Annotated in this window: 17 protein-coding genes; 7 read left to right on the plus strand and 10 right to left on the minus strand. The window is 53.7% G+C overall.

Annotated features, from left to right (window positions below; translation table 11 throughout):
- The first annotated feature begins 28 nt into the window (after nucleotides 1-28).
- The 3 genes from CXU21_RS00955 (at nucleotide 29) to CXU21_RS00960 (ending at nucleotide 5108) form a co-directional block, all read left to right on the plus strand.
- Entirely contained in the window at nucleotides 29-2599 is a 2571-nt protein-coding gene (locus CXU21_RS00955) for a ligand-binding sensor domain-containing protein (protein WP_102724705.1), read from the plus strand.
- 12 nt (nucleotides 2600-2611) lie between these two features.
- Nucleotides 2612-3007, plus strand: coding sequence for a hypothetical protein (locus tag CXU21_RS12055; RefSeq protein WP_146016886.1), 396 nt, complete (start codon nucleotides 2612-2614; stop codon nucleotides 3005-3007).
- Nucleotides 3008-3245: 238 nt separating this feature from the next.
- The gene (locus CXU21_RS00960; RefSeq protein ID WP_102724706.1) at nucleotides 3246-5108 is read left to right on the plus strand and encodes a hypothetical protein; all 1863 of its coding nucleotides are present in this window, start codon (nucleotides 3246-3248) and stop codon (nucleotides 5106-5108) included.
- Between the two features lie 680 nt (nucleotides 5109-5788).
- Here CXU21_RS00960 and CXU21_RS12065 read toward each other — a convergent pair.
- The 6 genes from CXU21_RS12065 to CXU21_RS00995 form a co-directional block, all read right to left on the minus strand.
- Complete coding sequence (locus tag CXU21_RS12065) at nucleotides 5789-6088, minus strand: hypothetical protein (RefSeq protein ID WP_180972566.1); 300 nt, start codon at nucleotides 6086-6088, stop codon at nucleotides 5789-5791.
- Nucleotides 6089-6146: 58 nt separating this feature from the next.
- Nucleotides 6147-8702, minus strand: a complete 2556-nt coding sequence (locus tag CXU21_RS12070) for a ligand-binding sensor domain-containing protein (protein ID WP_180972567.1) — start codon at nucleotides 8700-8702, stop codon at nucleotides 6147-6149.
- Between the two features lie 451 nt (nucleotides 8703-9153).
- Complete coding sequence (locus tag CXU21_RS00980; protein ID WP_102724710.1) at nucleotides 9154-10371, minus strand: hypothetical protein; 1218 nt, start codon at nucleotides 10369-10371, stop codon at nucleotides 9154-9156.
- A gap of 26 nt (nucleotides 10372-10397) precedes the next feature.
- Nucleotides 10398-12626, minus strand: a complete 2229-nt coding sequence (locus CXU21_RS00985) for a tetratricopeptide repeat protein (RefSeq protein ID WP_102724711.1) — start codon at nucleotides 12624-12626, stop codon at nucleotides 10398-10400.
- A gap of 109 nt (nucleotides 12627-12735) precedes the next feature.
- On the minus strand, nucleotides 12736-13335 hold the full coding sequence (locus CXU21_RS00990; protein ID WP_102713506.1) for a manganese efflux pump MntP family protein: 600 nt from the start codon (nucleotides 13333-13335) through the stop codon (nucleotides 12736-12738).
- Between the two features lie 289 nt (nucleotides 13336-13624).
- Nucleotides 13625-14347 (minus strand): GDSL-type esterase/lipase family protein, encoded by a 723-nt coding sequence (locus tag CXU21_RS00995; RefSeq protein ID WP_102724713.1) that lies wholly within the window; start codon nucleotides 14345-14347, stop codon nucleotides 13625-13627.
- A gap of 140 nt (nucleotides 14348-14487) precedes the next feature.
- Between CXU21_RS00995 and rpoN the strand changes: the two genes are divergently transcribed.
- On the plus strand, nucleotides 14488-15876 hold the full coding sequence (gene rpoN / locus CXU21_RS01000; protein WP_102724714.1) for an RNA polymerase factor sigma-54: 1389 nt from the start codon (nucleotides 14488-14490) through the stop codon (nucleotides 15874-15876).
- 149 nt (nucleotides 15877-16025) lie between these two features.
- Nucleotides 16026-17180, plus strand: coding sequence for an MFS transporter (locus CXU21_RS01005; RefSeq protein WP_102724715.1), 1155 nt, complete (start codon nucleotides 16026-16028; stop codon nucleotides 17178-17180).
- 23 nt (nucleotides 17181-17203) lie between these two features.
- On the opposite strand, the gene CXU21_RS01010 is transcribed toward CXU21_RS01005, so the two are convergent.
- Nucleotides 17204-18160, minus strand: coding sequence for a hypothetical protein (locus CXU21_RS01010; RefSeq protein ID WP_102724716.1), 957 nt, complete (start codon nucleotides 18158-18160; stop codon nucleotides 17204-17206).
- Between the two features lie 3 nt (nucleotides 18161-18163).
- Complete coding sequence (gene eboE, locus CXU21_RS01015) at nucleotides 18164-19306, minus strand: metabolite traffic protein EboE (protein ID WP_102724717.1); 1143 nt, start codon at nucleotides 19304-19306, stop codon at nucleotides 18164-18166.
- A gap of 217 nt (nucleotides 19307-19523) precedes the next feature.
- Here eboE and CXU21_RS01025 point away from each other — a divergent pair, with 217 nt between their 5' ends.
- A complete protein-coding gene (locus CXU21_RS01025; protein ID WP_102724719.1) occupies nucleotides 19524-21914 on the plus strand; it encodes a glycoside hydrolase family 95 protein in 2391 nt (796 codons plus the stop codon).
- A gap of 216 nt (nucleotides 21915-22130) precedes the next feature.
- Nucleotides 22131-22883: a GNAT family N-acetyltransferase gene (locus CXU21_RS01030; RefSeq protein WP_102724720.1), complete on the plus strand. Its 753-nt coding sequence runs from the start codon at nucleotides 22131-22133 to the stop codon at nucleotides 22881-22883.
- Between the two features lie 342 nt (nucleotides 22884-23225).
- On the opposite strand, the gene CXU21_RS01035 is transcribed toward CXU21_RS01030, so the two are convergent.
- Entirely contained in the window at nucleotides 23226-24671 is a 1446-nt protein-coding gene (locus CXU21_RS01035) for a Gfo/Idh/MocA family protein (protein ID WP_102724721.1), read from the minus strand.
- Nucleotides 24672-25152: 481 nt separating this feature from the next.
- Complete coding sequence (locus CXU21_RS01040) at nucleotides 25153-25761, minus strand: hypothetical protein (RefSeq protein ID WP_102713488.1); 609 nt, start codon at nucleotides 25759-25761, stop codon at nucleotides 25153-25155.
- Nucleotides 25762-25871: the final 110 nt, after the last annotated feature.

The raw sequence follows: 25871 nt of genomic DNA on the forward strand, positions 1-25871 counted from the left end.
TATCAATCCCATCTAATTTTTGTGAACTATGAGATGTGAGAAAATTATTTTAATGCGGAAAATCCTTATGCAGTTAAACTATTTCATAAAAATTCGTAAATTCACATCAGTCATCCTGATATGTCTGGTCTATTGGGGGGTGACTGAATCAGGGAAAGCTGCTGATCAAGTTGAATTTCCCAAAGCGATACCCGCCTGTCCTGCTGATTACCTGACGGACGGACTCATGGCTTCAGACGGCTCGATTTGGGTAACAAGCGAAGGCAATGGGATTTATCGATACTTTCCAGGTAAAAATAACACAACGAAAGACGCGTGGTTGGCAGCCACCTATTACTCAGGATTACCCGATACAGCCAATTTCTACGCACTGGCGGAAGATAAACAAGGAAGAATCTGGGCAGGAAGCGACAACAAGGGTGTGATCGTTTTTAATGGTGCGGAATGGAAAGTCTATGACCGCGAAAATGCGTTGATAGGCGAACGCGTTTTCGACATCGCTGTTTCACCCAAAACCGGAGACGTGGCAGTAGCTACATCAGGAGGCATTAGCATTTATGACCCGAACAAGGAGAACTGGTTCAATCTAACGAGAGCGGAAGGATTGGCTGAAGATCAAATCAAGTCTCTCACCTACGATGCAGCGGGTGACCTTTGGATTGCTTACTCGTGCGGAGGCGTCACCCGGCTTTCGGGGAAGGATAATTACAAGGTTCTTCAAACAGTGCAGGCGCCATGGTATTGGGATGAGAAAAGAGGAGCACGACAGCCTTTGGAAGCAACTGGGGAAGGGATTCCGTCGAATTTGTGTAATGTTATTCAGACTCTGCCCAATGGTGGAGTCGCCGTGGGTACAAGCAGCGGGCTCGGTTGGATGGGAAATCGCCAGAGTGGAAAATGGAAATTCCTGAGAGGGCAGGATTACATGGACAAAAACAAGGGACTCATGGGTTTGCTGGCATCCACCAAGTCATCCCGGAACCAGACAGGGTTTCTTCTACCGGAAGATTATGTAACAAGCCTTGCCTGGAGCAACCAAGGACTATGGGTAGGTTTCCGTGAAAAAGGAGCAATTCTGCTGGATCCATCAACAATGAGAAAAAAGGAAGAGGGAAAATTCTCCGAAAATATTAAGACTCCGTGGGTAACATCCATGCTCACGATGCCTGATGGAGCCGTTTATGCAACGACTTACGGGTTCAATTTGGTGAAAATAGCTGAAGGAAAAAAAAGTAGTTCCTCAAAATTGGATGTTCTGAAGCAAGATAAAAGTCCGGAACATCCGCAAATTGCCAAACTGGCGAGTGAGGAGGCAATCATGAAAGAACTGGAAAAGAGAGATCAACAGTTCAAGGCAGGAGAAACTCCCATTGTATTTTGGAAGGAAGATTGGGCGACTCAGGGGGACTGGTGTGAGCGATACGGAACACATAGGGCTTTATTGTGTGCGACTGCCCCACCTCAGGGCGATGATGAAATCATGCGTTTTGAGGTGGCTAGAGAAGATGTTAAAATTGATATTCGCGGAGAAATTGGTCCGAACAAAGATGGTGATAAGGGTCATTACCTGCTGTTTTTTCAGGGTGATATTGTGGATGATCCCAATGTGCTTTACAACCCCAAAACAGGCACTCGTGCAGCAGCCCGGTGGGTAGACAGGAAAGAAGAGCAAGTGGATTATAAATCCCGCAATGATGGGCCGGATTTATGGGCCGTAGTTGATATTCCGGAAGGGAAACATGAAGTATCCCTCTATTTTCATAATTATGGGGAGAGGGAGGGAACCAGCCAGGGGTACAAGGATTATTTATTGGAGGTCAGATCAGCCCAAAATCCTTTGCCCGAAGAAATTACTTGGGAAGAGGAGGTCTTGAATGCCATGAAGAAGCCTGTACTGGCAAGAACCCGCATATCCGATTTTAAGGGATGTGGAGTATACAAATCGTTCTTCGCTGGTAAAGGAGGAAGATATTACTTTAGAATAGTCAATAATTATTCATCCCTTACCATATTAAATGCTGTTTTTGTCACTCGGATTAACCCTGAACCTGTACAATATTCACGCCATGATGTTTTTGCCTATGGCCCAACCCCCCCTCATTCTGATGAAATTGACAGGAAGGATCGCGTTCAATATTCGGGCTTACTCAAAATGTGGGATGATGCTTCTTCTACCGTTGTGTCAGGACAGTACTTATCCAAGAATCGTGAACTATTGTATTCTCTATACAGACGGATGCACTCGCAAAATGGTGGACCGTCAATTATTTCGAATTGGAGGTGGTTTCTGAGAATGTGGAGTACAGAAGAACACAACTCGTTTGAAGACTTCATGTTGAAAACGTGGTATGCTGTACAGGATAGATTTCCTACAATGCGAAGTGAAGAATTCTTCCCATATAGCCCTCGTACAATTCCTTTTTCACCTAGAGAAATACGTGCAATGAAATGTATGGGGATAAACTGGAAGGATTATTTACCAGACTCTCGGAATAAGCCGATTATTGATGCAATGAAGTTCAAAGAAAAAATTTCAAAAATGACTGACGAAGAATATAACAAAATGGAAGAAGATTTCTTGAAAAAACAAAATAAATAAAAACAATATACTATGGAAAAATATAAACATGTATTAATGGCGATAATTATTGGGGCTTCGGCTGTATCTATAGCTGATGCATCAAACGGTTATTTGTCGATCGAAGGCGAGCCCAGGTTTTCCAAAGATGAAGGCGGTAGGTTTACAGCCATTCCAAGACGAAAGTCGGACAAATCAGAGATTAAACCAGATCGTTTTAAGTATGCTTGGAGTAGAGAGGGTAAACGGCAATCTAGTTTTGAATTAGAACCTAAAAACAAGAAGACGGTTACTGTTACTTTGAGAAGAAATGATAATATAGATGCAGCAATAAGTTGTACTCTTAAATGCACGGCAACTCACTCCAGTGGTGCACAACTTTCAGGAAGTCTCCCAATCACAATGACAAATTTACCGCCCGAATCGTAATGGGAAATTGAATAATATTATTAGTGTTTACTTTGGTTTTAGTATGGGACTAAGACCAAAGTAAACGCTTCCGATTTATATTATACATTTTCTGAATACTCAAATGCTAAGTCTCAACTGATTGCTTTAGTAAGAATGTGCATTCTCGGATTGGAGTAAGAGAATATACGCTCTACTCATTGGTCAGTTATTCAGTACTCCTCCCCTTGAATAAAATAAGAGTTTTAAGGTATTAAAAATGATTGGATATTTTAAATTTATTATCTTTTTTGGCTTACTGATTTCTTCCATGGCCCAAGGAGAAAAAAAATCTCTTGAGAACAGCTTGTCTACTCCAGATTACTCAAGGAAAGAAGATGGTCCACTGAAACGCAAAATACGGAAAGAAGTCAAATCAGCGGATTGCAAGCGCATTGCCCGATTTTGTAGCATGCAGGTTCAGGATCGGCTCAAATGGGGTAAATTCAATGATGAATCGATCAATCTGGCCTTGACAGACAAAGACTTGGTCCTTGCCAGCCATGTTGCCCGGTATTTTTCTCAGCCGGAGGTTTGCGAAAAAAGTTCCTCTGACGCCTTGAAAGATCCCAAGTTTGTAGATTGGTTATTTACTTGTCCTGATTTATTCCGGGATCTAGCTTTTGCCAATCGAGGATCATGGAAAACAATGGATATTTTGCGTTCTATCTGGAAAAAAGAGGACAGCCGACTTGACGGAGTCTTGCTCAATTTGGCAGTCGGTATCGCCCTGAATGCAGACGAGCATTCGGAAGAAGAATTGCTTGCCAAGTATCACTTCTACAAAAAATCGTATGCTGATGGAAATCTGTTTGTCCAATTTAAAACTTTAAAACCTTGGGAAATGTCTATCGTCACCAAAACAATTTTAAATATTGGGAAAATTGATGATATGGAATGGGCTCAGAATTACCTTGCAGCAAGACCGAAGATTAAGGAGGGGAATATAGGTCAAGCCGCTTGTGGTTTGATTCCTTATCGAAGTAAAAACAAGAATGGCATTAGTGTACATGCGGGTGGAGCTTTTTATGACAACAATCCCATCAGCTTAAAAATTTATACGGAATACGGCGGAGTTTGCGGAGCCGTATCCAAGGGTGCAAGCGGATTCTGCCGCGTCAAAGGAATTCCGGCCTATCCTATCGGTCAACCGGGGCACTGTGCCTTTATTTGGAAAAAACCTGGAAATCACTGGGTTATCGGTAACAACGTATGCGGTGGATGGAACTGGTCGAATGGAAATGGACCAATACCTTGGAAAGGACCGACAGCTTGCATTCAGGCAATTGATCATTATTTGGTGATGGGACAGACGGAGGAGAGCAATAATGCCTATTATTTTGCATTGCTTGTTCAGTCCCCTGAGCTCAAAGATCGCTTACTGGAATATGCTTTAAAGCGGAACCGGAAAAATTACCCAGCTTGGCAGGAGGTACTGAACCGGATGAAAATAAGACAGGGGATGTCCCCCGAACAGGTGCTTACAACAGCACTGGAGTTGAACGCCTCTTTTGAAGAAGAACCGGCAGTGCTTGAATATCTGGTTAATCACCATCTGGCGCCCAATGTTAAAAGGCTTCTTGATCCATTTCAACTGTCAGCTTTGATGCTGAACCGTGCTGAGACAGAAGAATCTCAAGATATTTATTTGCGTAATTTATGGAAACAGGCTCGGAAGGATATTCCGGAGCTTATGCAAATGAAAATGGTGTACGACCATAAGACGAGTACTTACTTGTTTGGAAAGTGGGCAGAATTTTATCGCAAGAATGATAAAATCATTAATTCCCGTGTCAAAATGAGAACATCTGTCTTTCTACAGAAAACAATTGTCTCGTTAAACGCATACAGAAAAACGCGTTCTGAAATAGTCGATTTTTACATGAAGTTTCTGACGGAGTGGAAGGATGACCGTTATATTTCAATGGCACTGGACTTCGTAGAACAAAGTCTCAAAGAAATAACAGATCGGTCTGTTTTGAAAGATACGCTCAATATGGGAGTTAAACTGGCAGAGCTTAAAAAGAGTGAACGAACAGCGGAAAAATATCGAGAACGTCTGAAGACGTTGGATGAGGGTTGAGCATACTTTTTAACGTCTCTAATGTTAAAAGTTTTTTAAAGTGCGTGGATATTTTTTATCTGAGGGATGTGAGTCCTATCATCTCGCGATGGATTAGTGATGGGAAGAACAGAATTAACGCAGGTGAAGTTGTACTTTTTTGTGTCAAAACATTCATAAGATCCAGAAGGAATCATGTTAATAAAGGAAGATAGAAAAATAGTATTTTAATGCGATTCCATGACATGAGCAGTATGTGATACTTTAAAAAATTGTTTCCTTTACAAAAGAGGGATGCTATTCCGGTTTCAAAGAAGAAGGCAGGATGTTCCTTGAGAGCATCCTGCCTTTGTGAAGGTTTTGATAGGGCTGTTTTGTGCGGTTGCCGCTTGCCGTGCCGGAACATCTCGGGATGTCCACGCGCAAGAAACTGGCCGCTGCCGGAGGTGCGGATGCCGCCGGGCTGGAGTACTTGTCCATGACTATCCGGAACACTTCGTTCCCCAGGCCTACCTGCCGGAAGGCCGCGTTTATTACACCCCCACCGGGAATGGCCTGGAATGCGCATCAGGGAGCGCATGGAATACCGCCGCAAGCTGGCGGAGGAAGATAACAGGCAAGGATAATATCCTTCTCAAAAAATCAGTAAAATGGAATTAAAAAAAGCAGCTTGAATTTCAAGCTGCTTTTAATGAATATGATTATTGGATGATAGTGATAAAGTAAGGGAGTGATTCTTTTGAACCGCATTTAGCAATTAAACTCCCTGTTTTGTTCACGGTGTGAAAACCTTTATTTGCTATCACTTCACATATGGTGGGTATTTCAGGATATGGATTTACTGTAAAGTATTTATCGGGAGTAGACCAAGTAATCATTTTCTCTAGCTTTTTACGTTCAATCTCATCTAAGGGATCGACACGGACGACGGCGTGATATGAAGATTTGGATTCGAGACGCAGCTCCTCATGTCCTGCTACAATGGATACTGTGTAATCCACGTCAAGAGCAGACGATATACTGGAGGTACTAAGTATAGCGCAGGTTATTAGAATAATTTTATTCATTTTCTTTTCTGATTTGTTGTTTTAATTTCATCAATCTCTTTTCAGTATATTTCTGTGCCAGTTTCTTATATTCCTGTTCAGTCATATTCTTGATGAGTTGATGAAATTTTTCTGCGCTTGGTTTTGGTATTCCCTGATAGTCAGGAAGGTACTGATGCCAATCTATATCCATGTAACGCATAATGCGAATTTCCAGCGGTGCAAATGGAATTGTTCTTGGACTAAAAGGGAAAAACTTTTTAGAAGCATAAGGATCAGGGAATTTTTCTTGTTTTTGATACCAAATTTCCAGCATTAGTTGTTCAAATTTATCAGTTTCTTGTTCATTCCACATGCTTAAAGTCCATCTCCAATTAGGAATAAGGGATGAATTGGGGGCGGTATGCTGAATGATGCGGTAGATTTGCAGAGCTAATTGATGAGCCTTTGAAAGATAGGAGGGAGAAAAATGTGGAGCCGTAAGTTTGGACCAGTATTCCAAAAACAAGGCATGTGCTTTAGCGTCTTGATCAGTAATGGGACAAGGTTGAGGGCATTTTCCTGCATATTCAAACAGCATTGATTTTCGGGTTGGTGGCGTTCCGTCTTTTTCTTCAAGCTTTGTAATGAAAATACCGTTTAGCAATGTGTTGAAAGAATAGTTTTTCCCAATACGGATGAAATAATATCCTTTTTCTTTGACGAGGATTGTTTTGTAGACTCCGGATCCGGCGAACGATTTAACTCGGAAACGAGTTAAAACCGGGGTTTTTAGAATATCTGCGGTTTCCTTTTGATCAAAATTTAGGGGTACGCGGTTTTGCTTGGGATCAATGAGATTAGGACTTAAAGCAAGTTCATCCGGATACTTGCTTTGGAATTTACGAACTTCCACAAGGTAGTCACGCTGGGCTGCATTGGCTTGTTCCAATCCATTAGGGTTATAAAAATACAAAGATATCTGGTGTTTCCCTTCTGGCACTTTAATGATAGCCCAGACATCAGGACCATCAAAAGTTCTTGGATACGCCTCTCCATGATCATCCCATTCCGCTTCAGTTTTAGAATAATAGGAAAGATTATGCAGTACATTGGGATTTCCCGCCATGTTATGATTATGAATCCAATGGCGTAACGAATCATTAGGCGAACTGTGGCATCCTATTCTTCCGGCCACCATAATTTGAGAAGAAAGGTCTTCAAGAGTCATGCTAAGATCGCGGGGAATGTTTCCTGCCGCACATAGAACCGCAAAGTCCCGGCCGTACCGTTCACACCACCTTCCCTGTGTAGCCCAATCTTCTTTCCAGAATAAAGCCGGAGAATTTTTATTGTTGCCGCGATACTTTCCCAGATTCACTATTTCCTCTATCAATTTTTCTTGATTCAGTGGTTGCGGATAAGACGGGTGATTCGGAAAATCTCTTTCATTGGCTTTTTTCTTCTTCCATGTGAGGTTACCTTTCGTGATATTGACTAATCCTCTTCCATAAGTGGCGGCATAAACGCTTCCATCCTGTAACGGCAGAAAGGCTGTTATCCACTGTGCAGGAAGTTTTTCCCATTCTGACGGAAATGTCTGTTGGTCGTATTTTTGCTTAGGAATAAGATTTTCTGTTTTCAATATTTTTAATGTCTTTTTGTCTACTAGGGCGGCTCCTTTGGTCCTCGTACCTACCCATATTCCCTCAGGAGTTTCACATAAACAGGTGATATAATCTTCCGGTAAAAGATCGTTTTTCCCATATTTCCTGGAAGACGCTTTGCCTCCTCCATATACTCCCTTGTTTTTTGCTTCGTAATCTTTTCCTCTAATGTATTGCCAGCGGCCTGTTGGGAAATTGCTGGCGAGACCACATGTCGTGCCGAGCCATACATTACCATTTCCTTTAGCCAGAATTGCATTCCCAAGGTTGGAAGGAAGTCCTTCTCCCTTCCCACTGAACGGTTGCCGTATATATTGTTTAGCATCCCAGTACCAGGGAGCCTGAACATTTTCCCATTTAGAATACCCGCTTTTGGAGGAACTTGAGGCCACCCCACCGCAGGCATAGGCAAGCCATAGTTTTCCTTCGCTATCGAATGACAGAGCCTCTACTTGGTCGGCAAGAAGGCCGTCATGACGATTTAAATCTCTCCAATGCTCATTGGCTGGATTGTAAATCGTCACTCCTCCGGAGGTGGAAATTGCTACTTCACCACTGGTGGGAGAAACGGCAATGTCAAACACTCGTTCTCCGCATAAAGCGTTTTCCTTTGTGTAGCTTTTCCAATTTTCTCCATTAAAAACAATAACACCTTGATTGTCAGTCCCTACCCAGATACGCCCTTGTAAATCTTCCGCAATGGTATAGAAATTTTGTGTTTTTGGAAATCCTGCATAATAATTTGTGTTGATCCACTCTCCATTTTTGTTTTCATCAAGAGATAGTTTGTATACGCCAGAACGTTCTCCTGTTACCCAAATGCTTCCATCAGAAGCTACTATTCCATCAGTTAAAAAGGGGATGGGGCAAGTTGGCAAATCATATGCTGACTGAGCATAAGCCGTGCCCACTATGCTTCCCATAACCAGAATGATGGATTTCAAAGAAAAAACCATACTCCCTTCTGGGGTAAAATATGCAGAAAGTCAAGAGGTATTTGTAAAAAATTATGAATAATTGCTTTAAAGGTGAGATCTCTACATGATTTGAGATAAAAAGTACTATAAAGAGAAATTTCTCAGTGACTTGCTTATGGAGAAATGCTCTCTCCGAGAGTGGTTACGGGGATATTCACACGGCTAATTTTGATGGCTTATTCATGTTTCTTTATATAGAGTTTATAAAAATTCTAATGAATGCCTTTCGGATAGCGCAAAAATGAAAAAAAGATATTTTGTTGCTGTAAAGTTTTCACTCTTTGCGATCTTGGCATGTTGGAGGAATACCGTTTGACGAAAGAATTGTGAAAAGAAGAAGGCAGGAGGTCCCTTGGGAACATCCTGCCTTCGTGAAGGTTTCGATAGGGCTGTGGAATTATGATTCCTTGGTCACGATGATGTCGCAGTCCGCCTCAAACCAGCCCTGGCCCTGGCAGTCAAAGACCAGGTCCGGCTTTTCCGAGCCGGAGAAGCGCAGGGTGAATTCGCGCCCGTTTTTGTCCTGCTGGTCCTTGGGCAGTTCGCTGACCACGCGGCTGCCCCTCATGAAGCGGGGATTGCGGATGTTGCAGCCGCCGCTGTTCATCTTGAAGGTGATCTTGTAGTTGCCGGGGCCGTTGAGCATGCTGCCGATGTTGACGCGGGTGGGCGTAAATTCCGGGCGCAGGTCATAGCCCGTGAAGTGCGGCTCCTTGAGGGTGACGGGTTCCGTCAGGAAGCGGTAGTAGTTCTGCGCGCCTGTTCCCATCAGGGTCTTGGGGGAGATTTTGGCGATGTCCGCCAGGGTTTTCAGCGCCTGGTCCTTTTTCCCCTCGCTGCGGTAGAGCCAGAATCTGGCCGCCATGACCTGTTGTTTTTGCAGGGGAGTCAGGCCGGGGATTTTGAGCTGCTTGTCCACATAGGCATGGGCGGCCTTGTAGTCTTTCTGCCCGCCGTTTTTGCCGGAGTCTTCCACCATCCGCTGCACCTTTTCAATGTAGGGCAGGTGCTTGAAGGTGTATTTGAAGTGCATGCCCCTGGTGTCTTCCGGGTCCGCCTTCTTGATTTTTTCCAGAATGTCCTTCCTGGCGGAGGCCGCGTACGGGGGAAGCTGCTGGAGGCCTTCCCCGTAAAGAAGGGCTGCGTTCGCGCCGGAAGAGGCGTCCGCCTTTTCCCACAGGGCATTGGCCTTTTCCTGCTGCTTCACGGCTTCCAGCGCCTGCTTCATGACGGCGGGCAGCGTTTCCTTGGAAACGCCTTCAGACAGGAAGACCATGCCGCCGGCGGGGGAAACCACCTGGATGGCCGGGATGTTCCAGATTTCACCGGGAGGCTTGGGCAGCTTCTTTTCCTCTTCCGTCATTTCCTCCCGTTCATCCTGGATGCACCAGAGGACGGGTTCCGGGGAGTCCTTGGCCAGGTGCTCCACCGCGCGGGTGACTTCACGCGATTTGGGGGACCAGTCCGTGCCGGCCCACACGACGATCATGTATTTGTTGACGGTTTTGGCCTCGTCCTTCACGGCGCTGTAGGCCGGGAGGGCCGCCTGGACGGGCGCGGACAGGAGGAGGGCTGCGGCCAGCAGGCCGGGGACGATGTTGAGATGATGAAACATGGCGTTAATGGAAAAGGGTGCAGGGGTTATTTTTCGTAAACGAGGATGTGGCGCAGGTGCATGAATTCCGGCTGGGCGTTCTTGGCTTCCACCTTGATCCACTTGGCCTTGGTGCCTTCCGGAGCGGTGATGACCCATTCCTTGGGCATGTTTTCCGTGGCGGCCAGGGGGAACCAGGTGGCTCCGTCCGTGGAGGTGGAGACCTCCATCTTCTTCATCCGGTCTTCGTTGCCGTTGCGCTTGGTGACCACCAGCCCGGCCAGGTCCACGCCGTTTTTCAGTTCCACAATGACGTTGGGGTTCGCTTCCTTGTCCGTATGCTGGGAGCCGCCGCAGGGGCGCAGCAGGTTGATGTGGTCCCACGGGCTGTCCCACTGGCAGGTGGTGGAGCACCTGACCATGCCGTCCGCGGGTACCAGCTTCCAGCCCTGGGGGATGGCGGCATTGACCGTGTTGGCAGACGTATCGGCGTCAGAGAAGGAGGCGGCCGCCTTGCTCAGGGTCTGGAAGGCCGGAATGGAGCGGGCCATTTCCGTGGCATAGATGGCTTTTCCGTAGGCTTCCTTCAGCTTCTTGGGGTCGGGGGCTTTTCCGGAGGCTCCGGCTTCCCCCGTCTGCTGGGCTACCTTGGCGAAGGCGTTGGAGAAGACATCCGCCTGGCCGTTTTCCACAAAGGTTTTCACGGCCCATTCCAGCGCCTGGCCGAAGTTGGTGCCGTCCCCCGTTTTCAGGTGCGTGGAGAGGACCGTTTCCAGATAGGCCGCCTTTTCCTGCGGATTGGTCAGGAAGGCGGACTGGGAGTCCAGCACGGGCTGGAATTTCACTGCCCAGGACGTGGGGGTGGTGGCGATGGTTTCATGCAGGTCCCGGAACCAAGCGATCCGGTCTTCGGACGGGATGTCCATCAGGAACTTGTTCTGCACGTCCTTCAGGGCGTCGAACGCGGCAAAGCCGTTCCCCTTGTAGTGGGAGAGGGCGTCCTTGGCGTACACGTACCAGTCGATGGGCTGCATGCCTTCCTTTTCCATCAGCAGGCGCTGAAGCTCCGTGCGGAAGAACGGGTGCAGCGGGGTTTGCTTGAGCGCTTCCCCCCAGGCCTGGATGGCCTTGTCCTTGTTGCCGGCGGCTTCGTCCAGGCGGGCCTGCGCGGCCCACAGGTAGGCCTGGTCCGCCTTGGCGTTGTCCGCAAAGACGTTTTCCATCAGCAGGTAGGAGGTTGGAGCCTGTCCGCCGAAAATGTGGTTGTGCATGCCGCCGTCCGGTCCGCCGAAGCCGCCTTTCCATTCCCCGCGCTTCACGCGCACCGCATAGGCGCAGTGGCCGGGCTGCCCTACCGGGTAGGCCGGAATGCCGTGGGCCTGGGCCGCCATGGTGCCGAAGTAGGAGAGGCCGCCGCACACGCCGCCGATGACCTGCGTGTTTTCCGCGGAGGTGTTGACGTCGCGCCACGGCACGTAGAAGAGGGGGCCCTGGATGGTGTCGCCGAAGAAGTTGTTGCCCGTATAGGGGGCGGCCCAGCAGGCGTCCGTATAGCGCCGCCAGGGGAGGTTGACGTGCTCATTGCTCCATTCGTAGGATTTGTCGTCCCACGTATGGCCCACGACGAAGCGCATTTCCCACGGGCGCAGCTTGATGAAGCCGGGATGCAGCTTGTTTTCCTGATGCAGTTTCTTGAATATCTGGTAACGGCGCACCGGGTTGCTGTTGGCGGAGTTGGTTTTCAGTTTTCCCGCCATGGGGCCTGTGGAAAAGACGGAGGCAAGCCCGGTGGCGAGGGGCTGGTAGTCCCGGAAGTCCGCGCTCCTGCCGTCCGCCTTCCAGATGTCGGAAAGGATTTGAAGGCCCTCCGGGGAGTTTTCCGGGATCAGGCCCGCGCCCAGGTAGAGTTCCATCCATGCCGGGTCCTGTAAAAAGGCCTTGATGAAGGCCGCGTCCTGCGGGCTTTTGGAGAAAACGGCCTTTACGTTGTCCGGTCCCGTGACGCGCAGGAGTTCGTGAATGTCCAGCAGGTGGCGGTATTGCTTGTCCTGAAGCAGTTTTTGTTCCGATTTGGTTTGTTCCCCAGCCTTCAGGAGGGAGGAGCGGAGTTCCGTTTGCAGCCCGGCAAAGTCGCCCGCGGCTATTTTCTGCGCCAGGGGGGCAGGAAGCTGGCTGGCGGCGGACGGCGCTTCCGTTTCAGGTTCCGTCAGATCCTGCGCCATGCAGACGGGCGCGGCGAGCAGGGCGGTGCAGAGAAGAAGGTGTGAAATATTCATGTGGAAAAGCTTGTTTAAGGATAGCGGAAAAAAGGGGCCGGAGCCAGTTTGTTTTCCGACTTATTACGGTGCCGGAACAGTATTTTTATCATGCGCTGCGGGGCATCTTTCAGCATAAATGGTCGCAGAGCATTTTCACGCCCAGGCCGATGAGGATGAGTCCGGCCCCCGCTTCCAGGTGGAAGGTGGGGAAGCGGTGCAGCCGCCTGGTCAGGAAGAAGCCTGCCGCCGTGCACAGGAAGGTGGTGAAGCCGATGGCGGCAGCGGGAAGAAGCACGGCGTGGAGGGTGGGGGAGGAGCCGCACTGGGCGGAGGAAAGGTAGATGCTGACGCCCGCCACCAGGGCGTCTATGCTGGTGGCGATCCCCACGGCCAGGAGGGTGGGCAGCGTCAGGCTGGTGACGTGGGGCATGTGCTCCTCTTCATCGCGGTGGTTCCAGCCTTCCCGGATGACGTTGATTCCCAGAAAGGTGAACACGGCAAAGCCGAGCCAGTGGTCCCAGGCCGCAATGTACTGGTGCACGGTTCCCGTGAGCAGGAAGCCCAGCACGGGCATCAGGAATTGTCCCGCCCCGGTGGACACGGAAAGCTTGATGCCGTTGCTCAGGCGTTTTTGCTTAATGAGCAAGCCGTAGGTAAACGCCACGACAAAGGCGTCTACGGACAGGGCAAAAGCCAGGAATAACAAGTCGGCAAGCGGCATGCTCATTGCGGAGAGGCACTCTAGGACATCCCCGGGAAAAAGCAATTTTTTTGTTCCACGCGGTTTTTTCCGGGTCCGGGCAAGACTGCCGGAAACGCTTTCGGAACATTCCCGGGGGCCGGGCGGAGAAGTCCAGCCCGGCTATCCGTGGACAGACCCCCGTCACAAGAAATTCAGTGAAGACAAATTTACGGGATGACAGGGCGTGCCTGTTCTGTCCGGAACGCGTCTGGTGCGTGCGCGGGAATGGTCCTGGAACAGTCTTTCTGCCGGTTCCCCTGTGGGACGGACCAGGCTACTTGCAGTATTTTTTGATGTAGGGCAGCACGGCGTCCGCCCAGATGGCATAGCCCTTTTCCGTGAAGTGCAGGTTGTCCCTGCTGATGCCGGGCAGGAGCTTTCCTGAGGGGTCCAGAAAGCGCTTGTTGATGTTGGCGTAGGTGGTGCGGGGCAGTTTGCACTGAGCCAGGACGGCATTGATTTTGTCATTGTGCTGGCGCAGCTTGTCCTGCGGCCCCGTGCCGCGCGGGAAAATGCCCAGCAGCAGAACGTGGGTGTCCGGGAACCTGACCAGCAGGTGCTGAACGGCTCCCAGAATGCCCATGGCCGTTTTTTCCGGAGCTTCTCCTCCCTTGAAATGGCCGGTGTTGTTGGTGCCGATCATGACGATGCAGAGTTTGGGTTCCGTTTGGGCCGGAATGCCGGAGTCCGTGATGCGGTAGATCAGGTTGGTGGTCTGGTCCCCGGAAATGCCGAAGTTGCAGGGATGGTAGGGTTTGAACGCCTTTTCCCATACTTGCTTTCCTTCTCTTTTCCAGTAGTCCGTGATGGAGTCTCCCAGGAAAAGGACGCCGCAGGGGTTGTTTTTTACCTGCTCCACCTGCTGTTCATACTGCTGCCTCCACCACTGGGGCTGTTCCCTGGGCACCGGGGCCAGGGGTGACGGAGATTCCGCGGAAGAGGCCGGCATGAGAAGGGTGGCCAGCAGGGAGAAGGCAAGTGCATGCAGGGTTTTCATTTACCTTCATTATACGGGCGGTTTTCAAAAACGTTACAGGAAAGTTGTGGTCTTTTTCCGCTCCTGCGGTACGCGGGCAGCTCTTGCGGCAGGGCGTTCCCCCTTGCCAGATTCCGGGGGGTGGTGTAGCTTGTGACGGTATGAGTGAGGTATCCCTGCAGCATGGAATGGTGCGCCAGATGGCCGCTTCCCAGTCCATGCAGGCGGGGATGCAGATACTCCAGGCCTCCGCTCTGGAATTGAAGCAGCTTCTCCGCCACGCGCTGGAGACCAATCCCATGCTTGAAGAATTGCCGGACGCTTCTCCGGAAGCCCTGGAGGACGGGGACGGCTGGAACGAGCAGGAGGACGGCTGGAACGAGTTTACGGCGGAAGGCCGCCCATCCGCGGAGGCCGCCGCCCGCCGCGATTTCATGTATGAATCCATCGTGGCTCCGGAGTCCCTGAAGACCCATTTGACGGCCCAGGCGCAGCATTCCGCGCTTACCGGGCGCGTCCGGGACGCCCTGTTCCTGCTGATTGACGCCCTGGACGAACGCGGCTTCCTGACGGAGTCCCCGCAGGAGCTGGAAGAACGGGAATGCTTCAGCATGCGGGATATGCAGGAGGCCCTGGCCGTGCTGAGGGGGATGGACCCTCCCGGCGTGGGGGCGGCGGATTTGAGGGATTCCCTGCTGATTCAGCTTGAGCAGCGCGGCCTGAAGCGTTCGCTCGCCTTCCGTCTGGTCAAGCGCTGCTGGCGGGAGCTGGCGGCGCACAAGTATGAGGAGGCCGCGCGCCTGCTGGACGTGGAGCCGGAGGCCGTGGCGGAGGCCCTTGAAGTTATCCGCAGCCTGACGCCGGATCCCGGCTGCGCCTATGCTCCCGGCGGCAATCCCCATCTGCTGCCTGACGTCATCGTGGAGGAAGGGCCTTCCGGGGTTCTGGATGTAGTCCTCACTTCCGAGTACCTGCCGCGCCTGTCCATGAATGAACGGTACATGGAGCTGATGGCGGAGAGCTCCGGCAGCCGGGAGCTCCGGCAGTATCTCCGCAAGGCATTCCGGGAAGGGCAGGAACTGCTGCGCGCCCTGGACATGAGGCAGGAGACCGTGCTGCGCCTGGCTCGCGCCATCGTGCGGCGGCAGGAGGATTTTTTCAGGTTCGGGCCGTCCCGGCTGAAGGCCATGGGCATGGAGGAGGTAGCGGAGGAAATGGGGGTGCACGTGTCCACGGTTTCCCGTGCGTGCCGGGACAAGTACCTGCTGTGCAAGTGGGGGATGAAGGAACTGAGAAGCTTTTTCAGCGCGGGCGTTCCGGCGGAAGGGGATGTTTCTTCTGCGGGAACGGGCGCGGAGGCGATGGCTTCCGGAGCCGTTCAGGAGCTGATGCGGCGGTTGATTGCGGAGGAAGATTCTTCCAAACCCCTCAGTGACGCCAGGCTGGCCGCCGCGCTTCAGGAGAAGGGGGTGAACATCGCCCGCAGAACGGTGGCCAAGTACCGGGAGCAGATGAAGATTCTGCCCGCGTCCCTGCGCCGGGGGATATGACAGTTTCCTATATTTTTAAATAATTTATTGATATTTTATATTCAATGAATTATGTATTCATTTACAGGGGCGTTTCCTTTGTTTTTATTTCCGGCGGAAGAGGCGGTTGACTGATGCGGCTTTGGTGCTATAGTCCCCGCTTTATCGTGATGCGTACATTTACCTGGCCTATTGCCCTGCTGCTGGCGGGGCTTCTTTTTCAGACGGTGGCGTTTGCCGTTCTGAATACGGTGGTTCCGCTGTGGATGGAACAGTCTGACGCCGCCACCTGGGAGGCCGGGCTGGTGGGGGCTTTTTTCTTTCTGGGGAACCTGGCCGGCACGCTGATGGCCGGAGGGGTGATCCGCAAGACCGGGTTCAAGGGTAGCTACCAGTACGCGTGCATGTTATGCGCGGCGTCCACCCTGCTGCTGCTTGTGTTTCCCGGCGCGCTGGCCTGGAGCGGCCTCCGGCTGCTGACGGGGATAAGCTGCGCCCTGGTCTGGGTGGTGGTGGAAAGCGCCCTGCTGAGGGCCGGAACGCTGCAAACCCGCGGCATTCTGCTGGCATCCTACCTGGTGGTTTATTATCTGGGAACGGTGCTGGGGCAGTTGCTCCTGGGCTGGTTCCCCAGCGACATGTCCCTGGTGGTGACGGAGGTGTGCCTTCTATCCGCGGCAGCCATGGTTCCCCTGATGTTTGCCCGTCTGGAATCTGATTCCGCGGGCGCCTTGTCCTCCGTGCGTGTGGAGGTACGGACGCTGTTGAAACGCCGCAGCGTATTCCTGGGCGTGGTGGGGTGCGTGATTTCCGGCGTGGTGCTGGGAACGATTTATTGCCTGATGCCCCTGTTCCTGAAACACCAGGGCATGGACCATTCCTCCGTGGGGTACTGGATGGCCCTGCTGATTGCCGCGGCCATTCTGGGCCAGTGGCCCATGGGCAGGCTGGCGGACAAGTACGGGCGCGCCTTCGTCATGAAATGCCAGTCCCTGCTGGTGGTGGCCGCCTGCGCCGGACTGGTGCTGAAAGGCGGCCTGATGGCCCCCTCCCTGATCGCGCTGGGGCTGGCCGGGTTTTCCCTGTACCCCGTCGCCATGGCCTGGGGGTGTGAAGAGGCCTCACGGGATGAGCTGGTGACCATGAACCAGCTTCTGCTGCTGAGCTACTCCATTGGCACGCTGGCCGGGCCTTCCCTGACCTCCTTCCTGATGCAGCGGTATTCCGATAACTGGATGCCGATGGTCATTGCGCTGGTGGCACTCTCCTTCATGCCCGTGCTGATGCTGGGCGGTGGCCATGGAAGAAGAAAGCTGTCCCGGTAAAAGAAGAGGGGGAGAAAGAGGCGTCAGGGTTTTTTCGGCTCTGGCGGGGCGGCTTTCTCCGGCTGGGGCGCGTCATTGTCCGCCACCTGGTGAATCATGTCCGTCAGGGCGTGCACGTAATCTTCCGTGTGGGAATCCGTGACGGAGTATTTGCACAGGCAGGAAACCGTGGGAATGTTCAGGGCCGCGTAGTGGCGGTCATTTCCGGCAATGGCCGCAGGCTCCCGGTGGAACGTGGGAGGCGCCTGCTCCCAGGATTTGGTGAAGGGGGCGGCGCATTGGCCCGCAAATTCCTTCCCGCGGGGAGTGGTCATGAACAGCACGGCTTCCTGCGGGGATTTTGGTTCCGGCTGTTTCTGCTCCGCAGCGGCGGCCAGTTCCTGTGGTTCCAGGTTGATCATGCCCAGGATGTTGGCCGCGCCTATGCTGCCGCTCAGGGCTTTGGCATGCACGTAAGCGCCGGAAGAGGAAGATTTCCCCGCGGGGCCTGCCCCGTTCGCGTACGCGACGAAGTAAATATTATGGTTGGTGGGAATGTCCTTGAGGTCCCTGGCCGTTTCCAGCAGCAGGGCGGTCCCGGTGCCGTTATTGAGCTGTTCGCTGGAGTCGTAATTGGCTCCCACCACAATGCTCTGGTTGTTGGAATAAAGGCCCGGCTTGTACACCAGGACGTTGTAGATGGCTGTGCCCTTTTTCGCGTCGCCGCCGGCCACGGGCTGGAGGGTGACGGCATAGCCCATGTCCGAGAAGCTCCCGGCGATGTATTTGGCGGCGGCTTCCATGGATTTGGGCTTTTTGGCGTTCCGGGCTCCGATGTCTTTTTGCAGGACTTTCGCGTGCTTTTCCATGCGCGCGCCCAGGGTCCGCGGCGTTTCCGGGCCGCCGGAGGAGGACGCGGGAAGGAGGGTGCAGGAGGATAGGCCGGAGGCCAGCAGCAGGAATCCGGCGGTCAGGGCGGCGTGTTTGTGAATGCGGGTCATGTCTTACAGGGTTTCAACGTAGTGCAGTTCACGGGCAATCTGGGCGGCCAGGGGGATTTTCAGGTGGTCCGGCAGGACGCTCCAGGTGTAGGTTTCCACCTCCAGGTGGGGGTTCAGGCCCGGATGGCTGCGGAGGAAATCATGCGTCTTGAGGATGAACTCCTCCGTGCCATTCAGGGGCGGTTCCGGGGAAGCGTACAGGGGAATGTGGTAATGGATGCGCCACTGGGAATCCCGCGTTTCCTCCGCGTAATCCCGCCCGTAGGCCAGGGCGTTCGGCAGGTCCGGGAAAAGCATGGTGCAGTCCCGGTTGCGGATGCTGGTCTGGTGGAAGTAAACGCCTTCGTCAAACTGGCGCAGGCGTTCCAGGTCTTCCTCCCCGCGTATGCGGCATTCCAGCGCATTGGAGAACTGCACCTTGCAGAGGGAGATGTTGTTTTCCTCCCAGGCGGAAAGGGTGTCTGCCGGTTCCTCCCGCAGAATGGCGAAGTGGCAGGTGTCATACGTCAGTCCCAGATGGCGTTCAATGAGTTCGGGGCGGCGGGAGTGGTTGCGCAGGCCGTTGAAGAAGCGGATGGCACCCTCCGTATCGTGGAAATGGCCGAAGGGCTCCGGCTCCAGCCCAAGCTGCATCAGGCGTCCGGTCTGCCTGCTCAGCACGTCCAGGAATCCGCTCATGGCGTCCAGACGGGAGAACATGCGCTCCTCCTCCGCATGGAACCAGCTGTGGGAGGCGGGGAGCGTGCTGACGGTCAGCCTGTCTGCGTTTTCATCCCCGATGCGGGACAGGATGCGGAACAGGTTGCAGGTGTATTCAAAACGTTCCGGCGTGGTCCAGTCCGGCTGGAAAACGTGTTCTTTCACCCGCTGGCCGTGGAAGTTCCCGTACGGGAAACCGTTCATGGTCTCTACGCGCGCGTCGTGTTCATCCAGCCATGCTTTCAGGTCTTCCACGGCGTCCTGCGTTTCCAGCAGTTCCGCTGCCGCCCTGGCGGACAGGCGCAGGCCGATGCCCAGGGGGCGGTCCTTCAGGGGGGAATTCAGTGCGGCCAGCTCCTGCCTGATGCGGGGAACGTGGGTCTGGAGGGCTTCCCGGGTTTCCGCCCAGGATTCCGCGGGATGGATGTTGGTGCAGTAGGAAAGCATGGTGGGGCAATATTTGCTGTTTTGGGGAACGGCGTTCCACTCCGGGGGAAAATGGTGGATGATGCATGCGCATGAGACGTTCCTCAAGCCTACATACGGTTCCGCGGAGGGGAAAAATTTCATGGAATTGCGGCTTTTGGCGTCATCCGGAGGCGGCCTTTCCGGCGGAAAGAATGGCTTTGAAAAGACTCCGGATATATGGTAGTACCTTTTTGATATGCGTCCGTTCTTCTTTCTCCTTCTTGGTGTTCTGTTCCACGGGGGCGTCCTGCGCGCGGCGGAGGAATCAACGGCCTGGAAATCCTGCCTAGTCCGGTTCAACCGCCCGGCGGAATGGAAGGAGACGCGCCCCCAGAAGGGAACCGGGGATAACTCCTGGGCGAAGGACGCCACGCCAATCGGCAACGGAAAAATAGGCGCGCTCATTTACGGAGGCGTGGAAAAGGACCGCCTGGAGCTGACGGAAATCAGCATGTGGTCCGGAGGTTTTTGCAGTGCGGAAGCCAAGGACAAGGGGCCGGATTCCGTCAAATTCGGCTCCTACCAGCCGTTCGGCACGCTGGAAATCACGTATCCGGCAGCAGAGAACGTGCAGGATTATAAAAGGACGCTGGATGTGGCGGAGGCGCTGGCCTCCGTGTCCTACAACTCCGGGGGAGTCCGTTACCGGAGGGAGTATTTCGCCAGCGTTCCGCACCAGGTGGTTTCCATGACGGTGCAGGGGGACAGGCCCCGTTCCGTGGAAGCCTCCTTCCGCCTGGCGACCTTGCATCCTCAGGACAGGATTACGGCCACGGCCGGAGGGGGCAGGGGAATGATTCTGATGCAGGGTTCCCTGAAAAACGGATTGACCTATGAGGCGCGCATTGCCGTTCTTCCCAGGGGTGGGAAAGTCACGGCGGACGGCGGCTCCATCACCGTCCGGCAGGCTGATTCCTGCCGCGTGCTGGTTTCCCTGGCTACGGATTACGTGCTGGACGCTTCCCGGAACTGGAAGGGGGAGCCGCCCCGCAAGAGGAATGACGCCGTTCTGGCCCGTGCGCTCAAGGCGGCTCCGGAACAGTTGAAAGCCGCCCACCGGGGCGCCTACGGCAAGCTTTACGACCGCGTTTCCCTGGACCTGGGAGAGACGGAGGACGCCACGGCGGAACTCCCCGTCAACGAGAGGCTGAAGAGATACAGGCAGGCGGTGGACGCCGGAAGGGACGCCCGTGATCCCGATCTGGAGGAACTGGTGTTCAACTTCGGCCGCTACGTCATCCTTTCCTCCTCCCAGCCGGGGAATCTGCCCGCCAACCTCCAGGGCCTGTGGAATTACAGCCTGATTCCGCCGTGGGATTCCGACTACCACAATAATATCAACATCCAGATGTGCTACTGGGGAGTGCTCCCCTCCAACCTGGCGGAATGTTATGACCCGCTGGTGGATTACATCCGGGAAATGGCGCCCTCCGCGCGTAAAATCACCCGGGAGGAGAAAGAGTTCAGGACGGCTGGCGGCAAGCCCGCTCCGGGCTGGACGGCCAGGACGGCCCAGAACATTTACGGGGGCCAGGGATTTAAATGGAACAAGCCCGCTTCCGCATGGTACGCCCTGCATCTGTGGGAACGCTACCTGTTCACGATGGACAGGGAATACCTGAAAACGACGGCTTACCCGATGATGAAGGAAATCTGCCGTTTCTGGGAAAGCCAGCTCAAGCCCCTGCACGCGGGAGGAAGCAACTTCCGGACGGAGGACAGGAAGGTGACGCCGGAAATAATCTCCCGGGAGTTGAAGGACGTGAAGGAAGGAACGCTGGTGGCTCCGATGGGCTGGTCCCCGGAACACGGCCCCAGGGAGGACGGCTGCGCGCATGACCAGCAGATTGTCTGGGAATTGTTCCATGATACCGTACAGGCCGCGGAAATCCTGGGCGTGGACGCCGCCTGGAGGAAGGAACTGGCCGCCAAGAGAGACCTTCTGGCCGGTCCCAGGGTGGGGGAGGATGGCCTGCTGCTGGAATGGATGATCGCCCGCAAGCCGGGCGGCTCCTGGGACCCGCGCCACCGGCACACGTCCCACCTGTTTGCCGTTTATCCCGGCAACCAGATCAGCCCGGAAAAGACGCCGGAATGGGCGGAAGCCGCCCGTAAATCCCTGCTGGCGCGCGGAACCACGGGGGATTCCCGCCGCTCCTGGACCTGGGCGTGGCGCGCCAGCCTCTGGGCGCGTTTTCTGGACGGCAATAAAGCGTATGAAATGCTTCAGGGCATGATGCGCCACAGCATGATGGACAGCCTGTTCACCACGCATCCGCCCATGCAGGTGGACGGGACCATGGGCATCGTGGCCGGCTTTGCTGAAATGCTGCTCCAGTCCCGCACCGGGCGCCTGCATCTTCTGCCGGCTCTGCCGGAAGCCTGGAAAAACGGGAGCGTGCGCGGACTGAAAGCCCGCGGCAACATTACCGTGGACATGGACTGGAAGGACGGCAGGGTAACGCAGTTCCGCCTTTCCTCCCCGGTGGCGCAATCCGTCCGGGTGGCGCAATCCGTCCGGGTGGCCGCCAATGGCACGGAAAAGACGTATGAACTGACGCCGGAGACACCCGTCAAAGGCAGTTGAGGGCCCCTGGTGTCCCTTCACGCCGTTACAGTTGTTTTTCAGCAGGTACAGCCTTGTTTCTGTTGTAATGCGCCCCATTTGCCAAGGGAGTAATGCGCCCGCTGATGCCCGGATGAACAAAAGGGCTTGTGCCTGTAACGGGAAGTCGGGGCACGGAATGAGTTTTTGACATTTCCACAGGCGGATATTAAAATTAGTAGAATGGAAGATGCGCCTTTGAATACGGATTTTATCAATTTAACGGCGGACAATCTGGCCAGTGAACATTTATGCTGCATTATCCGTAGCCGGGCCCCCCATCCGGGCGTTGAAGCAAAGCGGCAATGGCTTTCCGGCCGGATCAGGGAAGGCCACGTCTTTAGAAAGTTAAATGCCAAGGGAGTGGTTTTTATTGAATATGCCCCTCTGGAGACGGCCTGGGTTCCCATCCTTGGGGACAACTACTATTATATATATTGCTTGTGGGTTTCCGGCAGCTACAAGGGGAAAGGGTATGGAAAATTGCTGATGGAATATTGTCTGGCTGATGCCAGGAAAAAGGGCAAATCAGGCGTTTGCATGCTCGGAGCTGAAAAACAGAAAGCGTGGCTTGCCGATCAATCCTTCGCGAAGAAGTTCGGCTTTGAGGCGGTGGATGCTGCCAGTCATGGCTATGAACTGCTTGCTCTTTCCTTTGACGGAACAACGCCGAGGTTTGCGCCGAATGCCAAAAAGGGGAGAATTGAGAGCCGGGAGCTGACAATTTATTATGATATGCAATGCCCCTTTGTGCATCAAAACATTGAGATCATAAAACGGTACTGTGGAGAGAACGATGTTCCGGTATCTCTCATCAGGGTGGATACGCTGCAAAAAGCAAAGGAATTGCCCTGCGTCTTCAATAACTGGGGCGTGTTTTACAAGGGGAATTTTGAAACGGTGAATTTGTTATTGGACATTGCCAATCTAAAAAGAATCCTCAAGAAATGAGTTGAGCCGGCGCTTTCATAAAATAGTCAGGCTGTGTGGTTGCACCTTCCCGGTGCAAGTCATTCTTCCTTTCCTGCCTTTTTCAAGAATAGCAGGCAGGGAACCGATGCTTATTGCGGGTTTCCATGCTCCGCCTTTATGAACGTGAGTGCCCGTTCCATCAAGGAACAGGGGGGCTGCCAATGGAACAGCCTGCTTCCTTTTGCCCCTGCAACCGCTGTTCACGCCAATAAAAAACAGGCACGCCTTGCAGCGGCCTGTTTTCTGAACGGGAAATCCGCCCCGGCCTGGAAGCCCGCTGTAAAGGCGGAAAAGCTCCAGACCGGGGAGGGAATGATTTTTTTACTGAACGATGCCCAGCGGAGCGGTCGTCTTCCAGTCTCCGCGGGTGAAGTCCGGGAACACCTGGGGGATGCCGCCCTGGGCCACGGAGTATTCGGAAAGCTCGGAGACAGAGGACCAGAAGGCGCCTTCGTAAACGTTCTGGTCCATCGGTTCGCCATTGCGGAGGCATTCGATGATGCGGTAAAGCATCACGAAGTCCATGCCGCCGTGGCCGCCCATCTTCAGGGCCAGCGGGCCGACTTTTTTCCAGAGCGGGTGATCGTACTTTTCAAAAATGGGGGCCAGTTTTTCGTTGCCTTCAATCCATTCGTGATAGTTGCCGTTGCCCAGCTTTTCACCGGCCACGCGGGTCGGGAAGCCGGCCAGCGTGCCCAGCGTGCCCTGAATGAGGTTCAGGCGGGAGTAGGGGCGCGGGCTGGTTTCATCCCATTCCACCAGGATGGTGCGGCCCATGGTGGTCTTGATGATGGAGGTGTTCATGTCGCCGCAGGCGAAGTCCAGCTTGTTCCACTTGTGGTCCGCCGGGAAATTCTTCTTGGCGTACGCGGCTCGGCCCAGGGCCGGGCTGGAGAAGGAAACGAGCCTGCCGAAGCAGTCGTCCTTGCGGGCCAGGTTCATGTACTGCGCGATGGGGCCTAGGCCGTGCGTGGGGTAGACGTTTCCGTTGCGCTTGGCGTAGTGGTAGGTTCTCCAGGAGCCGGTGCCGCGGTCCACCTGCTTCATCTGGCCGCGCAGTTCGTGGATGTAGGCGGCTTCCCCGTACAGCAGGTCGCCGATGACGCCCTGGCGCACCATGTTCAGGTACATGAGTTCTTCACGTCCGTAGTTGACGTTTTCCATCATCATGCAGTGTTTCCGGGTTTCCTCGGAGGTGTTCACGATTTCCCAGAGTTCCTTGATGGAGACGGCCATGGGCACTTCCACAAAGGCGTGGGCGCCCATCTTCATCACGTCGCAGGTGACGCGGCAGTGCCATTCCCAGCTGGGGCAGACGATGACGGCATCCGGCTTGACTTCCTTCATCATGCGCTTGTAGTCTTCCGGGCCGTCCGTGAAAATGGGGGGGCGCTTGCCCGTCTTCTTTTCCACCAGCGCCGCATTGCGTTCCGCCCAGTCCTTGTACAGGTCACAGATGCCGACGACTTCCGCACCCTCAATGACGGCCATCTGGCCCACGTGCATGGAACCGCGTTCGCCCACGCCGACAAAGGCCACGCGGACCTTGTCCAGCTTGGGGGCCCTGAAGCCGCCCATGTAAATGGCGCCGGGCTTGCGCGGGGGCCACGTGGTCATGGGGCCGATGATGTTCGGGTCCGGGACGGTAATCTTCCGGGGAGCCAGAGGGGCCACTTCCTGGGCGTTGGCAAAGGGACCGGCAGCCAGGGCGCCGGTAGCGAGGCCCAGGGTCTGAAGAAAACGACGGCGTGATGATGAATTATCCATGGATGGTAAATGTAGGGAAGGATTTGAATCCTTAGTTTGCCATAGATACCGGGGCTTGAGAATCTTTCTTTCACGGATGGTGTAAAAAATATATTCCCATGTGGGGAAGATATTTCCCATGCCGGAGGCGAAGAAGCAGGGGCTTTCCAGGACACATGGGCACGAAAAAGGCCCCATTCCTGCCGCAGTGCGGGAAGGACGGGGCCTGTCGGTTGCATTTCTCCGGTTGTGCCGATGTTGCATGCCGTTGCTTGGGAGTGAACAGGGTGAGCGTATCGCTTCACCGCGTTCCGAAGCATCGGCCCTGCATCGGAGTACATCCGGAGTGGGTTGCGTAGTGCCGCCGGCAGTGGTGCTGTTTCCGTTCCTGGCGACGGGGAAGATCATTCCGTTTCTTGCGGCTTCATATTCAGGGAACCTTGACGGGGTCCGCGTGCCGTAGAATCGGGATCATCTTCCCGGTCGTTTTGAAGGGGTCCGGTTACTGCGCCGTACCAGCGGCGGGAAGTGTTGGCGCGGCAAGCCTGGCATAGGCTTCATTCAGCGCCTTGCCCAGCCTGGGGCGGAAAACGGTGGTGGTGGGCAGCTGCGTGCCTTCCATGTCACAGGAACGGAGGATTTCCGGAATGGACGAGCCTAACGCATGCTTCATGATATTCATGCAGTCTTCCAGGTCCACGCCGTACTTTTCCTCCATCAGGTTTTCTATACGGTCCGCCATCTGCTCCATCCTCTCAATCTGTTTTTTAGTCAGAATCGGCTGAATGGTCGCGTTCGGGTCGGGGACGTAGCTGGTCAGCATTTCAATGGCCCGTTTCAGGTCTTCCGGCAAATCAGTTGCATTGCCGCTGTTGAGGACCTGAGCCAGAACCTGGTAGCTGCTGGTGGCGTTTTCGTCATAATCATGAATGCCTGAGGCCAGCGCCACGCCTGCGATGCTCTGCACGTAGCGGGCTACTTCCGGGGAATAGTTGCCTTCCACAAACGTGGAGGGAACGTCATCCGCGTAAGCCTGCATGGCGGCCTGGCAGGCGAGGGAACCGATGGTACCCACGCACAGTGTCTTGATGATGGACGAGACGATTTTCATGATTGAAACTCCTGTTGAAGCTTCCCGACTGGAACGGTCCGGTGAACCGTTTGTAGCAAGTGAGACTCCGCAGCCCCTGATTTTGTTCAAAAGATTTTTTGAATGATTAA

This window comes from Akkermansia muciniphila (assembly GCF_002884975.1).
GTDB classification, from domain to species: domain Bacteria; phylum Verrucomicrobiota; class Verrucomicrobiia; order Verrucomicrobiales; family Akkermansiaceae; genus Akkermansia; species Akkermansia muciniphila_C.

Bases quoted from the DNA above. Each gene is read 5' to 3' on its own strand.
- CXU21_RS00955 (WP_102724705.1), top strand. From the start codon at position 29: ATGAGATGTGAGAAAATTATTTTAATGCGGAAAATCCTTATGCAGTTA.
- CXU21_RS12055 (WP_146016886.1), top strand. From the start codon at position 2,612: ATGGAAAAATATAAACATGTATTAATGGCGATAATTATTGGGGCTTCG.
- CXU21_RS00960 (WP_102724706.1), top strand. From the start codon at position 3,246: ATGATTGGATATTTTAAATTTATTATCTTTTTTGGCTTACTGATTTCT.
- CXU21_RS12070 (WP_180972567.1), bottom strand. From the start codon at position 8,702: ATGGGAAGCATAGTGGGCACGGCTTATGCTCAGTCAGCATATGATTTG.
- CXU21_RS00980 (WP_102724710.1), bottom strand. From the start codon at position 10,371: ATGTTTCATCATCTCAACATCGTCCCCGGCCTGCTGGCCGCAGCCCTC.
- CXU21_RS00985 (WP_102724711.1), bottom strand. From the start codon at position 12,626: ATGAATATTTCACACCTTCTTCTCTGCACCGCCCTGCTCGCCGCGCCC.
- CXU21_RS00990 (WP_102713506.1), bottom strand. From the start codon at position 13,335: ATGAGCATGCCGCTTGCCGACTTGTTATTCCTGGCTTTTGCCCTGTCC.
- CXU21_RS00995 (WP_102724713.1), bottom strand. From the start codon at position 14,347: ATGAAAACCCTGCATGCACTTGCCTTCTCCCTGCTGGCCACCCTTCTC.
- rpoN (WP_102724714.1), top strand. From the start codon at position 14,488: ATGAGTGAGGTATCCCTGCAGCATGGAATGGTGCGCCAGATGGCCGCT.
- CXU21_RS01005 (WP_102724715.1), top strand. From the start codon at position 16,026: ATGCGTACATTTACCTGGCCTATTGCCCTGCTGCTGGCGGGGCTTCTT.
- CXU21_RS01010 (WP_102724716.1), bottom strand. From the start codon at position 18,160: ATGACCCGCATTCACAAACACGCCGCCCTGACCGCCGGATTCCTGCTG.
- eboE (WP_102724717.1), bottom strand. From the start codon at position 19,306: ATGCTTTCCTACTGCACCAACATCCATCCCGCGGAATCCTGGGCGGAA.
- CXU21_RS01025 (WP_102724719.1), top strand. From the start codon at position 19,524: ATGCGTCCGTTCTTCTTTCTCCTTCTTGGTGTTCTGTTCCACGGGGGC.
- CXU21_RS01035 (WP_102724721.1), bottom strand. From the start codon at position 24,671: ATGGATAATTCATCATCACGCCGTCGTTTTCTTCAGACCCTGGGCCTC.
- CXU21_RS01040 (WP_102713488.1), bottom strand. From the start codon at position 25,761: ATGAAAATCGTCTCGTCCATCATCAAGACACTGTGCGTGGGTACCATC.